Source organism: Flavisericum labens (assembly GCF_045446075.1).
Classification (GTDB): Bacteria; Bacteroidota; Bacteroidia; order Flavobacteriales; family Flavobacteriaceae; genus Flavisericum; species Flavisericum labens.
This window is the reverse complement of the sequence record NZ_JBJJBQ010000002.1, coordinates 449,643-464,655: the sequence shown is the minus strand read 5'-3', so window position 1 is coordinate 464,655 and position 15,013 is coordinate 449,643. Positions and strand designations below refer to the sequence as shown.

Genomic DNA, 15,013 nt, shown 5'->3' with positions numbered 1-15,013 from the left:
ATCTTTTACAGATTTTGACACGATTGAGCCAACCTTATGAATTCAGCCCTGTAACCGTCTTCATCTTGGCCCCTACCTTCTCTAGCCAAGGATAAAACCTTCTCTAAATTTGAATTATTATAATATTTAGAATGCCTCAGCTGCATTCCAAATAGTGCCACGGCAGATGCAAATTTAAAATCTTCCGAGGCTTCTGAAATTTCATCTTTTTGAACGTGAACCATTTCTATACTTTTATCTTCATCTGGATTTTTATATCTAAATTTTACGGTAAACAACTCATCTGAATAATTTGTTGAAATTGATGTTTTTGTATATTTTAAATCAGCCACTTCTTTTAAATAGTCAATCTTAACACCTCCTGGAATGATTTCATACAAAGCCGTAACGGTATGCCCGCTTCCCAACTCTCCAGCATCTTTGGTGTCGTCAATGAAGTCTTCGTCTTCTAGCATTCTATTTTCATAGCCAATGGGCCTATAACCCTGAACTTTATTTGGGTTGAATTCAATTTGAATTTTCACATCTTTGGCTATGGTAAATAATGTGCCGCCAAACTCTTTCCCAAATACTTTTTGAGCTTCTTGCATATTGTCAATATAGGCATGGTTTCCATTACCTTTATCTGCCAATGTTTCTAACTTGGAATCTTTATAATTTCCATATCCAAACCCTAAAACAGAAAGAAAAACTCCTGATTTACGTTTTTTTTCTATTAATTTTTCCATAGCACCATCACTTGATGCACCTACATTAAAATCACCATCGGTAGCCAGAATAACCCTATTGTTTCCGTTCTTCTTATAATTTTCTTGAGCAAGTTGGTAAGCTAATTTTATACCGGCACCTCCTGCCGTTGACCCACCTGAATTTAATCTATCTAATGCATTCATAATTTTCTCTTTGTTCTTGCCCGATGTAGGTTTCAAAACCACACCCGCAGCACCAGCGTAAACCACAATTGAAACTTTATCCTTTTCGCGAAGTTGATTTACTAAAAGCTTAAATGCATTCTTTAAAATGGGTAGTTTATTTTGCGAACCCATAGAACCAGACACATCAATTAAAAACGTTAGGTTTGAAGGTGGTAGTTCTTCATTCAAAAAAGTTTTTCCTTGAAGACCTATTTTAACTAATTTAGTTTTGCTGTGCCACGGTGTTTTGGCTACTTCAGTGTGGATTGAAAATGGATGCTCTCCCGATGGTTGCGGATAGCTATAATCAAAATAATTAACCATTTCTTCAATTTTTACGGCATCGGGTTCAATTATCATCCCGTTATTTATCATCCTCCGTATGTTGCTATATGAGGCCTTATCAACATCTATTGAAAACGTGGAAAGCGGCGACAATGCGGTTCGTTTAAAATCGTTTTCCTCAATAACGGCATAACTTTCATTATTGTTTATTCTAAAATTACCTTGATGCGTTGTGATTACAATGCAACCATTCTTTGCTATTTTACCAAACTTCTTTTTTGCTAAAGCATTATCGTAATGCTTTTCACTTTCTATCTCAGACTTTTTGAAGTTTTCAATTATATGGTTGTTTTCCTTTTTTACGGGAACACCGTCAACTATATATAACGTTTTGTTTTCTTTTTTACCGGCATTGTTTTTAGTGTAAATCAAAATAACACCGTTCGAAGCTCTATTTCCATAAATTGATATAGCGTTTGAATCTTTTAAAACATCAATAGCTTTTACTGAAGCAGGATTTAACTTTTCTAGTTTTTTATATGATGAAATAATGCCATCAATCACCACCAAAGGTTGTTTTGCATCTGAAATTGAACCTACTCCCCTAACGCGTATTTGAACACTCGTTTTAGGTTTCCCTGAATTTTCTGAAACTACAACCCCTGCTAATTTACCTTGCAAGGCTGATGGAACTGAAGTGGATTGAATTTGACTAGCTAATTTATTATGATATGCCTTTTGCTTTCGGCGTTTTATTTGGGAAGCTGAAACGGTAGAAACAGAACCAGTAACATAACTTCTTCTCTGCGTTCCATAACCAACCACCACGACCTCATCCAAATAAGACATATCTGCTTGCATAGAAACCGAAACTGTATTCAAATTACCTATATACTTTTCTACCGTTTTATAACCAACGTAAGAAAAAACTAAAGTATCGGAATTCTTTGCCTGGATTTTGTACAACCCATCAAAATCTGTAGAAGTTCCGTTATAAGTTCCTTTGACTAAAACCGAAACCCCTGGTAGAGGCGTACTGTTTTCATCTAAGACTGTTCCAACAATTAATCGTTCTTGGCCTTGGATATGCATTGAAGCTATCAATACAAAAATGAATTTCATTAGTTTTTTCATAATAGTTGATTTTTAAATTTAGCATAAATCTAAGCCCAACCACTATTTCAAAAAACCCATAATGAGAAAACTGCCTATTCGAATGAGTGAACCAATAAAAAGCCAAACATTATGTTCGGCTTTTTTAATATTATTATTTTTTATGAATTCTATTTTATCTCTGTCGAAAACGGAAAAAACAATTGTATACCCTTTTTATCAGACATTGATTTTATTTCTTTAAGCATCTTATAATTTTCCTCACCCAACTCTTCTTTTAAAATGGTTTCTTTGGTTTTTATCAATCCAAATTTCTCCAGCATTTCATCCAAGTTTTTTCTGAATATAGGCAGTTCCTTTATTTGATATTCTTCAATTTCGGCAGCTTCAGCAGCATATTTTAGTGCCAAATCCAGTCCGCCCAACTCATCAACCAAACCGATTTCTAGTGCATCAGTACCTGTCCATACACGTCCTTGGGCTACAACTTCAACCTGATCTAACGTCATTTCTCTTCCCTTTGACACACGGTTTTTGAAAAGCTGATAAACATCTAAAATACCCTCTTTAATAAATTTACGTTGTGTTGAGCTAAGTGGCTCAAAAAAACTATAGGTTACGGCATTTGCATTGGTGGTTACTTGTTCTGCATTAATACCTATATTTTCGGCTAAACCTTTTCCGTTAGGCAACATTCCAAACACCCCTATACTTCCAGTAATAGTAGTGGGTTCGGCAATAATTTTATCTGCATTACAAGCAATATAATACCCACCGGACGCCGCCAAGTCGCCCATAGAAACTATAACAGGTTTAACTTGTTTAGTTAGCTCAATTTCACGCCAAATAAGTTCGCTGGCCAATGCGCTTCCTCCCGGCGAATTAATACGTAGCACCACCGCTTTAACATTATCATCTTCCCTCGCTTCAACCAACGATTTATTCATGGTGCCTTGTCCTACAAAATTTTCATTACCTTCACCATAAATAATATCGCCCTCTGCGTAGATTACGGCAATTTTATTCTTATTGTAATTATTTTCTTTATGAGCCGCATATTGAGCGTAATCTTCAACGGTTACGGTTTGCAACTCTTTATCAATTGCAATTCCAACGGCATTTTTAAGGCCATTCATATATTCGTCGTAATAGCCAATTTTATCAATAAGTTTTGCTTCTTTGGCCATTTTAGGAGTTCTTGCCAATAAGCTGTCGGCAACTGTATTTAATCTTTCAACTGAAACATTTCGACTAGCTGAAATATCACTTTTCATTTCGTTCCAAAGTGAATTTAAATACGCCGAAATTTGTTCACGATTATTGTCGCTTATTTTGTTATCTAAATAAGGCTCAACGGCACTTTTGTATTTTCCCAAACGAACCACTTCCATTTTAAGTCCCGATTTTTCTTGAAAATCCTTAAAATACAAACGTTCGGAATACAAGCCCTTAAACTCCAATAATCCAACGGGATTTAAATAAATGGTATCAGCCACCGAACTTAAGTAGTAATCTTTTTGGGTGTAAATATCACCATAGGCGGTGATAAACTTTCCAGATTTCTTGAATTTTAACAGCGCCCCACGCAAAGCTTTGGTTTGAGAAATACCGGCATTAATAAAATTATTGTCTATTGAAATGCCTTTAATTTTATCATGAGTGGCGGCATAATTAATGGCATCAATAATGTTGAAAAGTCCATTTTTATCATTTTGGTTTAAAAACGAATATTCTTCAAATTCGATTTTACCTGCATAATCTTTAATTGGAAAATCCAAGCGCAGTTCGAGTACCGAATTAGGCTTTACAATAATAGTTTCATTTGGGTCTGCACCAAAAAGGGCTCCCAAAATAATCAATCCGAAAAAACAGATTATTAAAAATACGCCTATCCCAACAACGGTAGATAGCACACGTTTTAAAAATTTCATAGCTTATATTTTTTAGTAAGTAGCCAAAAATATTTAATTGTTACAATGAAATATCTTTATTTAAAACAATAGATATGCCTTTCTTTGGAATCCTGATTTCACGAGAACGATACCCCTACCAGAATCAAAAGATGAAATACCCTTACATCTGTCTTTTAAAGATTTAAAAGCTGTAAAGTGTTTTTACGATGAATCTTACCGGAAGACGTTTCTTTAAACCTAGTTACAGTGTAGACTTCTTTGGGCTTTTCATATTTATCTAAAACATCAAAGACTGAACGGTCTAAATTATCTTCTTTTCTTTCTAAAATTAAAACCAGTCTTTCTCCCAAAGTATCATCAGGTTGTGACGCTATAAAAAATTCGCCTTCAATTTTGCTTTGCAGTTTTTTTTCAATTTGTTCTGGAAAAAGTTTTATGCCTCCGGAATTGATAACATTATCGAACCTACCCAACCATTCAAAACATATATCGGAATGAATTTTCACAATATCGTTTGTAACAATTTTATCTTCAGCCAAATGTGGTGCATTAATAACTAAACAATTTCTATCATCCGTTGATACCGTTATATCGGGTAAAGTATGAAAGTATGAAGTTTCAATTGATTCCCCTTCTTCGAAATTATTAAGTTTTTTAACCGCTATATGCGAAACTGTTTCTGTCATACCATAGGTTTCATATACCTGCGGCTTTTTGTCTTTAACCAATTCTATAATTGGTTTTGAAACCATTCCTCCACCAACAATTACGGTCTTTATACTTTTTAAATACTTGGCAAAGTTTTTTAACTGCATTGGTGTGAAGGCACAAAAATCATAATCCTTCTCATAATCTATTAACGGTAAGGCTGCTGGTTCTGTCATATCCAGTTCCAAGCCCAACATAATCGCCCTTACAATCATCATTTTTCCAGCAATGAAGTTGGATGGCAAACAGTTTAAAACTTTATTCCCAGGCTGAAGGTCAAAAAAATCGCCAGTGGCGATGGCAGAATTCACCATAGCCTGTTTTTTTATTTTTACATTTTTAGGCCTTCCAGTAGACCCTGAGGTTTTAACAGTTACGTAGTCATGCTGGTCAAGCCAATCCAATAAAAAATTTCCGAGGTCTTGCTGATATGGATGTCCCTCTTTTACATAACTGTAAGCAACTTCCATTAATTGGTCATATTTGTAACTTAATCCATCTAGCTTAAACTTTAAGTGTACGTTCTTGTAATTTGGTATCATATTTTTATTCTAAAATTTTATAATCTTCTTTTAAAGGCTCTTCAACTTGCCCTGTTAGCTTTTCAGCCCAATTATTCCATTTGTATTTCTTGGAAAGTATAAACAATAAAATGGGAAACACCACAAACACAGGCACAAATATTTCTGTCAAGGCCATTTCGGAAGGATCGGACAAATCTTTTAAAATAGAATGTGTTTGAAATGCCGTCCAATCGGCCGTAACCAAAAGTGCCGTAAATAAGTTGTTTGCCGCATGGAAACCTAAAGCCAACTCCAGTCCTTCATCCATTAAGGTTATAATACCCAAAAAGAGTCCGGTTCCTATATAATATACCATTATAATGTAACCCAGTTTTTCTACTTCGGGATTAACAATGTGCATGAGCCCGAAACCTATCGAGGTGATTAGAAGGGGTACCCACTTATACTTAAAAACGACGCCCAGCCCCTGCATTAAGTAACCTCTAAAAAAATACTCCTCGAAACTGGTTTGCAACGGAATTAATAAAATGGCAATAACCGCCAAAATTAAAAACGGTTGAAGCTGAAAATTTAATTGATAATCCTCAGGACTTAAAAAGTAATCCAACAAAACAAAACTACTGGATACCAAGCCCCATAAAATAAAAATAAACCAAAACCGTTTCCAGTCTATTTTATTTCTTGTTGTGGTTAAATGCTTTATTGAAAGTTGATGTAATAATTTGGTCGATAAGAACACACCTAATAGACCAAAAGCAAATGAAATTAGCATCAAAAAAAGAAAAAGGTTACTACCCAGCAACTCTATCATTTGTGGAATATCGGTAGGTATTTGAGATGGGGCTCCGGCAAAAACTTTTAATGCGATAGCACCTCCTAAAGGAATCATACCAATAAACTGCCATGCCATAAATATAATGCCCACTCCCAAAACATAACGCCACCAATCATATAAACCTTTAAACGCCTGAGCTATGTACATACATCTTTAATTTAATCGTTCAAATTTTTTAATTTCCAAACTTGATTTTTATCATAGTGCAATTTACCATTTTTCACCCGTAAAGGACTACTAATATTGTTAGTAAATAAACTACCAGTTCCTAAACCTTGTGGCATCATGTTTTCTTTACAATAAGTATATTGTGCAATGGCGTTTAACCCAATGTTGCTTTCTAAAGCACTTGTAATCCACCAACCTATATTTAGTTTTTCGGCTAGCGCAATCCATTCGTCACTCCCTTTAAAGCCACCAACTAATGTGGGTTTTAAAATAATATATTGTGGCTTAATGGTTTGCAGCAATTTTTGCTTTTTTGTAAAAGGAAAAACGGCAATCAATTCTTCGTCGAGCGCAATGGGCAATGGCGTAACCTCGCATAATGCGGCCATCTGCTCTATTTGACCTTGTTTTATGGGTTGCTCTATAGAATGTAAATCGTAATCTGAAAGAATTTTTAATTTCTCTAAAGCATTTTTGGCTGAAAACGCACCGTTGGCATCAACTCTTAACTCGATATCATTTGAAGTAAACTCCTTTCGTATGGACTTTATCAAATCAACTTCTGTCTGAAAATCGATAGCGCCAATTTTCATTTTTATACAGTTAAAACCAGCTTTTATTTTTTCCTTAATTTGTTGTTTTATAAATGATTCACTTCCCATCCAAATTAATCCATTAATTGGAATTGAATCTTCAGAATCACTAAATTTAGACGGAAACAACTCAAACATATCTTGTCTTTCCAAAGATTTGAACGCTATTTCAAGACCAAATTGAATACTGGGGTATTCGGTTAATTCTGTTAACAAATTATCTTTACCAGAATTGATGTTTTGGCAAGCCCACTTTAATTTTTCCTCGTAATTGGGCACATCGTCTGCCGATAAGCCTTTAAAAAGTCCACACTCACCTATACCACATTTGTTTTCAGAGTTTATAGTAAGAAAATAGGTGTCTTTTGTTTTTAGAATCCCACGAGATGTTCCGCTGGGCATTTTAAAATTTAGAGTATATGGTTTAAAAGAGGCTTTTATCATTTACAATTCAATGTGTTCTCCTATTTCAAGAAGCATCAAATCTTTGTTCTTCTCAAAAAACTTTCGTTTAGCATCTTCATGATCAATTTCTATGTAACCGAAAGTGTCATAATGATAACCCAAAACTTTATCGCACTCTACAAAATCACTTGCAAAAATAGCATCATCAACTCCCATTGTAAAATTATCTCCAATAGGTAAAATAGCCAGGTCCAACTTGGTTTGTAAAGGAATTAACTTCATGTCGTATGTTAGTGCCGTATCTCCGGCGATATAGATGTTTTTATGTTCACCCTCTAGCACAAATCCGCCAGGTTGGCCCCCATAACTTCCATCTGGAAATGAAGACGTATGAATGGCGTTAACGTATTTTACCGTTCCAAATTCAAAATCCCATTGACCACCATGATTCATGGGATGCCCTTCAATCCCCAACTTTTCAAAATAACTTATAATTTCAAAGTTGGAAATCACCACCGCCTTGGTTCGTTTGGCAATGGCCTCGACATCTGCAATATGGTCTTGATGCGCGTGGGTTACCAAAATATAATCCGCTTTTAAGCTATCAACATCTATACTCGAAGCCTTTTCATTTGGTGATATAAATGGATCAACTAAAATATTAACATCGTCTACCTCAATTCCTAAAGAAGCATGACCGTAAAATGTGATTTTCATCTGTTTAAATTTTATTGTTTTTTATCTGTCAGATGTCATTCGCCATTAAATATTTCGGTTGGCACGAAGATTTACTATGGCTCATTTCATAGGGTTATTTTTAGTCCTTGAATTTACAAAAAATCTATAACAAAAAGGCCAAACCCATTAATATTGCCAGTAAAACTGTAGTTAGCGCCAGTTTTTTTAATTCTGGGTCTAAATCTTTATGAACTTTATTACGATTTACTCGCTTTAGATGTAATAACAATGGAATATATGCTATCATAAACATTAAACTGAATGCTGAAGTATAGTATAAAACGGCGAATAACCCCGAAATGATTATTGACGATATAATTAGCGTGTTATGGTAGATTTTCACGTTTTTTTCACCCAATTTAACAGCCATGGTTATTTTGTTCGAATCTTTATCTGAAACCCTGTCTCTCATGTTATTCAGGTTTAAAACCCCTGTGCTTAAAAGCCCAATCGTTATAGCTGGCAAATAAACAACATGATCTACCTGTTTAGCGTAAAGCACATAACAACCTATAACACTTACCAACCCAAAAAAAACAAATACGAAAACATCGCCCAATGCCTTGTATCCATATGCATTATTACCCATAGTGTATCGCAAAGCCGCCCCAACAGAAGCTAACCCCAACAAAAAGAAAAAGAAAGTTAACCAAAAATGACTTACGCCAAGCGCCCAAAAAACAAGAAAAAATGCCAAACCAATAGAAATCAACACGTTGATTTTTATGGCATTAAACAACTCTTCGGGTGTGATTTTCCCAGATTGAACAGCACGTTCAGGACCAATTCTGTTATTGTTATCAGTACCTTTTATTCCATCGCCATAGTCATTGGCCAAGTTGGAAAGAATTTGAAAACTTAAGGTTGTTAAAATAGCCAACCAAAAGATACCCCAATCAAAAACGCCATTATAATAAGCAAAGCAAGAAGCCAAGATTATACCAGAAATTGACAAGGGAAGCGTTCTTAAACGAATTGCAGATAGCCAAATTAAAAATTTCTGCATTATGGAATCCATTTTTTATCGAAGTTAGGCTTTCTCTTTTCTAGAAAAGCATTTCGCCCCTCTTTGGCTTCATCAGTCATATAAGCCAATCGCGTGGCTTCTCCAGCAAAAACTTGTTGCCCAACCATGCCATCATCAGTTAAATTCATGGCAAATTTCAACATTTTTATTGATGTGGGCGACTTAGCCAAAATTTCTTGTGCCCATTCGTAAGCCGTAGCTTCCAAATCCTCATGAGGTACAACGGCATTTACCATACCCATTTCGAAAGCTTCTTGGGCAGAATAATTTCTTCCTAAGAAAAATATTTCGCGAGCTTTTTTCTGCCCTACCATTTTCGCAAGATATGCAGACCCATATCCTCCGTCAAAACTAGTTACATCAGCATCTGTTTGCTTGAAAATAGCATGCTCCTTACTGGCCAAAGTTAAATCGCATATCACATGTAAACTATGGCCTCCTCCAACAGCCCAACCAGGCACAACCGCTATAACAGCTTTCGGCATAAAGCGTATCAACCTTTGAACTTCTAAAATATTTAAACGATGATAGCCATCTTCACCAACATAGCCTTGATGACCTCGTGCTTTTTGATCACCACCACTACAAAATGAGTAAACGCCATCTTTGGTGGAAGGGCCTTCTGCCGACAACAAAACCACTCCTATATTTGTGTCTTCATTCGCATCATAAAAGGCATCATACAATTCACTTGTAGTTTTTGGTCTAAAAGCATTGCGAACATTCGGCCTATTGAAAGCTATCCTAGCCACACCATCACTCTTTTTATACGTGATGTCTTCATAATCTTTTACTTTAACCCATTTCGGTTCTTTCATTGTCACATTTATTTGCCCCAAAAATAAATTTTATTTCAAGAAATTGTAGTTATAAATAAAAGAATAACTCAAAAATCATTATTCACAAGGTCTTTCTACGATAATTTTCAGGACGAATTTTCAATCAACTAATGTCTTTTTCACTAAAAACAATCCTTGATTTATGTGTTTTTTGATTACTCCTAAATACTAATAGATTTGCAAATATTAAAAACAATTGTTTCATTGAAAACACTGTTAAGATTTTACCAATTCATCAATATTACATAACAAAAATTACACATCCCAAAAAAATTAAATATAAGTACATCCGCGTATTGTTACGTAGTACTTTTGTTATTAAATTTGCCTATATATAATATTTAGATTACATGTTTTTAACACTAAAAATCTGTTCAGCGTAAAAAACATACGTTTTATCTAAAACCGTAGCCCAAATGTCTATGTTGCTAACAATTACTCTAATTATTGTTTTTTTAATTTTCATCAACTTTCTATTACTAAAGTTAAGTTGTAATAAAACAAATAAAGTAAAAGCAAAAGAGCCCGTTATTTTCAGATTAGAAAACAAACCTGTTGTCTTGGTACCAACAGGAAGCTGAATAGCTTTTTCTCTTGGTTATCATTAAAATGGGAATAATTATCTAATTCCCTTTGCATTATTTTACCTTGTTGTCCTCGTCGGCGAATCAATTTCTATTATTTTAGACTACCAATTAATGGATTGTTTTTTGAAAGACTCAAGACATTGGTTGGCCTTACTGAAATGCTTATTCCCAAACCAATACCCCCTGTTAGCACTCAAAGGTGAAGGATGACCGGAATACAATATTTTATGTTTTTTGGCGTCAATTAACTTTGCTTTTTGCTTGGCAAAACCTCCCCAAAGTAAAAATACCACATTTTCTTTTTCTGTACTGACCAACTTAATAATAGCATCGGTAAACGTTTCCCAACCTTTTTTTTGATGACTCCCTGCTTGATGCGCTCTTACCGTTAAAGTGGCATTAAGTAATAACACACCTTGTTTAGCCCATCGTTCTAAATTGCCACTTTCGGGATATGGATTGCCTAAATCGGATTCAATTTCTTTAAAGATATTTTTTAAAGATGGTGGATGGGGAATACCTTCTTTTACAGAAAAGCATAAACCATTGGCCTGACCAGGACCATGGTAAGGATCTTGTCCTATTATAACCACTTTCACTTCTTCAAAATGACAATGGTGAAAAGCATTGAATATTTGATTTCCAGGAGGAAAACATGTGCTCTGTTTATATTCAGACTTTACGAATTCAACCAAATTTTCAAAGTATGGTTTGTTGAATTCTTCTTTTACATAAGGTTTCCAACTTTGATGAATATCAACATCCATAAATATAGAATTAGTTTAAAATACGAACCAAAAGTTCTTTTAGCAAATCGCCTTGAGGTACAGCATTAGCCCCTACACCTTTTCCCTTTACATCGAACTCCCTGAGTGTTGACACTACGGTGCTCACCTTGCGCATTGGGTAATTTCTAGCGGCGTTAATATATTCATTTACAAAATAAGGGTTAATTTTTAATGCCGATGCCACACTACGTGGCGATTTATCATTTAACCCATGGAAGTGAAGCAACTGTGAAAAAAAGTTAAACAACAGTGATACCGTTACAACCATTGGGTTGTCTTTTGGGTTTTCACCAAAGTACTTAACAATTTTAAAGGCCTTGGTTGCATTTCGTTCACCAATAGCCTTTCGTAACTCAAAATTGTTATAGTCCTTACTAATACCTATGTTTTTCTCGATATGCTCTGGTGTAATTTGAGTTCCCTTTGGTAAAATGATTTGAAGTTTTTTCAACTCATTATTAATTTTACTTAAGTCAGTCCCTAAAAACTCCACCAGCATTTGCGCCGCTTTTGGAGAGATATCATATTTTTTTGGCGACAAAACACGTCTTATCCAATCGGCTACCTGGTTTTCGTAGAGCTTCTTGCTTTCGTAAACCACGCCTGTTTTTTTAAGAGTTTTGTAAAGTGCTTTACGTTTGTCTATTTTTTTGTATTTATAATTAACCACCAAAACCGTTGTAGGCTGAGGGTTTTCGGCATATTTGGCCAGCTTTTCAATGGTGCGCGATAAATCTTGAGCTTCCTTTACAATAACCACTTGGTGCTCTGCCATCATGGGGTAGCGTTTGGCATGGCTTACAATATCATCAATGGCAACATCTCGACCATATAAAATCACTTGATTAAAACCGCGCTCTTCTTCACTTAAAACGGTATCTTCAATAAAATCGGAAATCCTATCAATATAATAAGGTTCTTCTCCCATTAAAAAATAAATAGGTTTAAGATTTCCTTTTTTAACGTCTGCAACCAACTGTTTTACTTCGTCCAAGTTTTAAAAAAAATTTAAAATCATCCCAGAAAAATAAAACTCAAAACTTGATTTATTGAATTTGGGATGCTTTAATTGGTAATTAAGGTTTTGTGATTTAACTTTGAAAAATAAACGCAACAACTTTTGCAAGCACTTAATTTTCCGAAGTATTCATTTCGTTTCAAAAATAAAGAAAATAAAGTTTCTATTTTTGATTGCATCCGTAAAAAATTCGTGGTTTTACAGCCCGAAGAATGGGTTCGGCAAAATTGCATTCATTACTTAATAATTGAAAAAGGATTTCCAAAATCACTAATCAATGTTGAAAAAGAACTCATGGTTAATGGTTTAAAAAAACGATACGATATCGTGGTGTTTAACTCCAACGGAAGTATTCACTTAATTGTAGAGTGCAAAGCGCCCTCAATTAACATAGACCAAAGGGCATTTGACCAAATCGCTCGTTATAATCGCGAACTGAATGGCACCTATTTAATGGTTACCAACGGATTAAATCATTATTATTGCCAAATGGATTTTGAACAGGAACGCTATCAATTTTTAAAAAATATACCCGATTATAGTTCATGAAGATTGCCGTAGTCATATTAAATTGGAACGGGAAAGCCTTACTAGAGCAGTTCTTGCCTTCGGTTATTGAAAACTCAAATGATGCAACCATCTATCTAGCCGATAATGCATCTTTTGATGATTCGGTAGATTTTGTTGAAAATAAATTTCCTGCTGTAAAAATTATTAAAAATAGCAAAAACGGTGGTTACGCCAAAGGATATAATGATGCTTTAAAACAAGTTGATGCCGATGTTTATTGCCTATTAAATAGCGATGTTGAAGTCACTGAAAATTGGCTCTCGCCAATTATTGATGCTTTTAACGAAAACCCTAAAACAGCCATTATTCAACCTAAATTACTTGATTTTAATAAGAAGAATTATTTTGAGTATGCTGGTGCCGCAGGTGGCTTTATTGACAAATATGGGTATCCGTATTGCCGAGGGCGAATTTTCGACACCATTGAAAAAGACACAGGGCAATACAACGATACGTCTGAAATATTTTGGGCGTCCGGAGCTTGCTTATTCATAAGAAGCCAAGTCTTCCGTGAATTAAAAGGTTTTGATGAGCATTTTTTCGCTCATATGGAGGAAATCGATTTGTGTTGGCGTGCCAAAAACTTCGGTTATTCAATTAAATATGTTGGCGATTCATCCATTTATCATGTTGGCGGGGCCACACTCAGCAACTCCAACCCTAAAAAAACATTTCTGAATTTTAGAAATAGCCTTTTTACATTGACAAAAAATGCAAGGTCACCTGTTTTTGAAAAAATATTGGTACGACTCATGTTAGATGCCGTAGCAGGTATTAAATTTCTATTCGAATTTAAACCAACCCACCTTTTGGCTATTGTAAAAGCACACTTCAGTTTTTACTATCATTTACGGTATTTGTTAAAGGAACGAAAAAAATCGAAAATCAAGATAAATTATTACCAAAAAACATCTATTGTGTTTGCTTATTTCGTAAAAAGAAATAGTTATTACAAAACTTTATAAATAGTTAGCAAAAGTTTTGTTAAAATGCTTAAAACGGTAGATTTTTATATATTTTTGTGGGAACGTTTAACACGAAATATTAATCCTTTACAAATTATGAAAAAAGTTTTATTGCTTAGTTTATCTTCTATGATATTCTTAAGTTCATGTGTATCTAAAAAACTATATACCGACCTTCAGGCGAAACAAAAAGAAACGCAAGATTTATTAAATTCTGCAACGGTTAAGCTAAACTCTTGTTTGGAAGACAGAGCTTCAGCCACAGCTAGAGCTACAGCTTTAGAAGAGCAAGTTGAAGATTTAAGAAACTATAACGAAAACCTGCAAGTATTATCTGCAAAAGGTGCTTCTAACATAGAAAAAACGTTAGAAAGCATGAAAGAGAAAGATTTAAAAATCACACGCTTGCAAGACGCCATTACGAAAAAAGACAGTGTAACATTAGCACTTGTAACCAGTTTAAAACGCGAAGTTGGAATTAACGACCCTGACATTGAAGTAAATGTTGAAAAAGGTGTTGTATTCATTTCTATTGCCGATAAGCTTTTATTCAAAAGTGGTAGCTACAATGTAACTTCAAGAGCTAAAGAAGTGCTTGCTAAAGTAGCCAAAGTGGTGAATAGCAAACCTGATTTTGAATGTATGGTAGAAAGTCATACTGATAACGTACCTTACAGAAAAGAGCCTTTATTAGATAACTGGGACTTAAGTGTAAAACGTGCTACTTCTGTAGTAAGAGTTTTGGAGGACCTAGACGTAAACCCTAAACAATTGATTGCTGCTGGGCGTGCAGAATATGTGCCATTGGTAGAAAATAACACAGCTGAAAACAGAGCAAAAAACAGACGTACGCGTATTGTGGTTATGCCAAAAATTGATCAGTTCTATGACATGATTGAAAAAGAAATGAAAAATTTAGAAGCAGGTAACTAATCTATTTTTTTAAATAATTTTAGAAAAGCTCAATCTTTAAGATTGGGCTTTTTTTTATGGATTAAAATAGCAAACCTGACAAAAGTTAGG

The 15,013-nt window shown here is 34.6% G+C and carries 13 protein-coding genes; 3 read left to right on the top strand and 10 right to left on the bottom strand.

Annotated elements, in window-relative coordinates; genetic code table 11:
* Window positions 1-5 precede the first annotated feature (5 nt).
* The 10 genes from ACIEHO_RS05740 to holA form a co-directional block, all read right to left on the bottom strand.
* Entirely contained in the window at window positions 6-2,333 is a 2,328-nt protein-coding gene (locus tag ACIEHO_RS05740; RefSeq protein ID WP_406969562.1) for a YfbK domain-containing protein, read from the bottom strand.
* A 149-nt stretch (window positions 2,334-2,482) separates the two neighbouring features.
* Window positions 2,483-4,243: a signal peptide peptidase SppA gene (gene sppA / locus ACIEHO_RS05735; protein ID WP_406969560.1), complete on the bottom strand. Its 1,761-nt coding sequence runs from the start codon at window positions 4,241-4,243 to the stop codon at window positions 2,483-2,485.
* A gap of 155 nt (window positions 4,244-4,398) precedes the next feature.
* Complete coding sequence (locus ACIEHO_RS05730) at window positions 4,399-5,475, bottom strand: AMP-binding protein (RefSeq protein WP_406969558.1); 1,077 nt, start codon at window positions 5,473-5,475, stop codon at window positions 4,399-4,401.
* A gap of 4 nt (window positions 5,476-5,479) precedes the next feature.
* Window positions 5,480-6,439, bottom strand: coding sequence for a CPBP family intramembrane glutamic endopeptidase (locus ACIEHO_RS05725; RefSeq protein ID WP_406969556.1), 960 nt, complete (start codon window positions 6,437-6,439; stop codon window positions 5,480-5,482).
* A gap of 11 nt (window positions 6,440-6,450) precedes the next feature.
* Window positions 6,451-7,497 carry an o-succinylbenzoate synthase gene (locus ACIEHO_RS05720; protein WP_406969554.1) on the bottom strand — a complete coding sequence of 349 codons (1,047 nt, stop codon included), beginning with the start codon at window positions 7,495-7,497 and terminating at the stop codon, window positions 6,451-6,453.
* Complete coding sequence (locus ACIEHO_RS05715) at window positions 7,498-8,175, bottom strand: metal-dependent hydrolase (RefSeq protein ID WP_406969552.1); 678 nt, start codon at window positions 8,173-8,175, stop codon at window positions 7,498-7,500.
* A 124-nt stretch (window positions 8,176-8,299) separates the two neighbouring features.
* Window positions 8,300-9,202 (bottom strand): 1,4-dihydroxy-2-naphthoate octaprenyltransferase, encoded by a 903-nt coding sequence (gene menA, locus ACIEHO_RS05710; protein ID WP_406969550.1) that lies wholly within the window; start codon window positions 9,200-9,202, stop codon window positions 8,300-8,302.
* Window positions 9,202-10,041 carry a 1,4-dihydroxy-2-naphthoyl-CoA synthase gene (locus ACIEHO_RS05705; RefSeq protein ID WP_406969548.1) on the bottom strand — a complete coding sequence of 280 codons (840 nt, stop codon included), beginning with the start codon at window positions 10,039-10,041 and terminating at the stop codon, window positions 9,202-9,204. Before ACIEHO_RS05705 ends, menA begins: the two co-directional genes overlap by 1 nt.
* A gap of 709 nt (window positions 10,042-10,750) precedes the next feature.
* Complete coding sequence (locus tag ACIEHO_RS05700) at window positions 10,751-11,416, bottom strand: uracil-DNA glycosylase (protein WP_406969546.1); 666 nt, start codon at window positions 11,414-11,416, stop codon at window positions 10,751-10,753.
* A gap of 10 nt (window positions 11,417-11,426) precedes the next feature.
* Window positions 11,427-12,431 carry a DNA polymerase III subunit delta gene (gene holA / locus ACIEHO_RS05695; protein WP_406969544.1) on the bottom strand — a complete coding sequence of 335 codons (1,005 nt, stop codon included), beginning with the start codon at window positions 12,429-12,431 and terminating at the stop codon, window positions 11,427-11,429.
* A gap of 126 nt (window positions 12,432-12,557) precedes the next feature.
* On the opposite strand from holA, the gene ACIEHO_RS05690 reads away from it, so the two are divergent.
* From ACIEHO_RS05690 to ACIEHO_RS05680, 3 genes are all read left to right on the top strand, one after another.
* On the top strand, window positions 12,558-13,004 hold the full coding sequence (locus tag ACIEHO_RS05690) for a type I restriction enzyme HsdR N-terminal domain-containing protein (RefSeq protein ID WP_406969542.1): 447 nt from the start codon (window positions 12,558-12,560) through the stop codon (window positions 13,002-13,004).
* Complete coding sequence (locus tag ACIEHO_RS05685) at window positions 13,001-13,990, top strand: glycosyltransferase family 2 protein (RefSeq protein ID WP_406969540.1); 990 nt, start codon at window positions 13,001-13,003, stop codon at window positions 13,988-13,990. Before ACIEHO_RS05690 ends, ACIEHO_RS05685 begins: the two co-directional genes overlap by 4 nt.
* 96 nt (window positions 13,991-14,086) lie before the next feature.
* A complete protein-coding gene (locus tag ACIEHO_RS05680; protein ID WP_406969538.1) occupies window positions 14,087-14,923 on the top strand; it encodes an OmpA/MotB family protein in 837 nt (278 codons plus the stop codon).
* The last annotated feature ends 90 nt before the right edge of the window (window positions 14,924-15,013 follow it).

Bases quoted from the DNA above. Each gene is read 5' to 3' on its own strand.
- ACIEHO_RS05740 (WP_406969562.1), bottom strand. From the start codon at position 2,333: ATGAAAAAACTAATGAAATTCATTTTTGTATTGATAGCTTCAATGCAT.
- sppA (WP_406969560.1), bottom strand. From the start codon at position 4,243: ATGAAATTTTTAAAACGTGTGCTATCTACCGTTGTTGGGATAGGCGTA.
- ACIEHO_RS05730 (WP_406969558.1), bottom strand. From the start codon at position 5,475: ATGATACCAAATTACAAGAACGTACACTTAAAGTTTAAGCTAGATGGA.
- ACIEHO_RS05725 (WP_406969556.1), bottom strand. From the start codon at position 6,439: ATGTACATAGCTCAGGCGTTTAAAGGTTTATATGATTGGTGGCGTTAT.
- ACIEHO_RS05720 (WP_406969554.1), bottom strand. From the start codon at position 7,497: ATGATAAAAGCCTCTTTTAAACCATATACTCTAAATTTTAAAATGCCC.
- ACIEHO_RS05715 (WP_406969552.1), bottom strand. From the start codon at position 8,175: ATGAAAATCACATTTTACGGTCATGCTTCTTTAGGAATTGAGGTAGAC.
- menA (WP_406969550.1), bottom strand. From the start codon at position 9,202: ATGCAGAAATTTTTAATTTGGCTATCTGCAATTCGTTTAAGAACGCTT.
- ACIEHO_RS05705 (WP_406969548.1), bottom strand. From the start codon at position 10,041: ATGAAAGAACCGAAATGGGTTAAAGTAAAAGATTATGAAGACATCACG.
- ACIEHO_RS05700 (WP_406969546.1), bottom strand. From the start codon at position 11,416: ATGGATGTTGATATTCATCAAAGTTGGAAACCTTATGTAAAAGAAGAA.
- ACIEHO_RS05685 (WP_406969540.1), top strand. From the start codon at position 13,001: ATGAAGATTGCCGTAGTCATATTAAATTGGAACGGGAAAGCCTTACTA.
- ACIEHO_RS05680 (WP_406969538.1), top strand. From the start codon at position 14,087: ATGAAAAAAGTTTTATTGCTTAGTTTATCTTCTATGATATTCTTAAGT.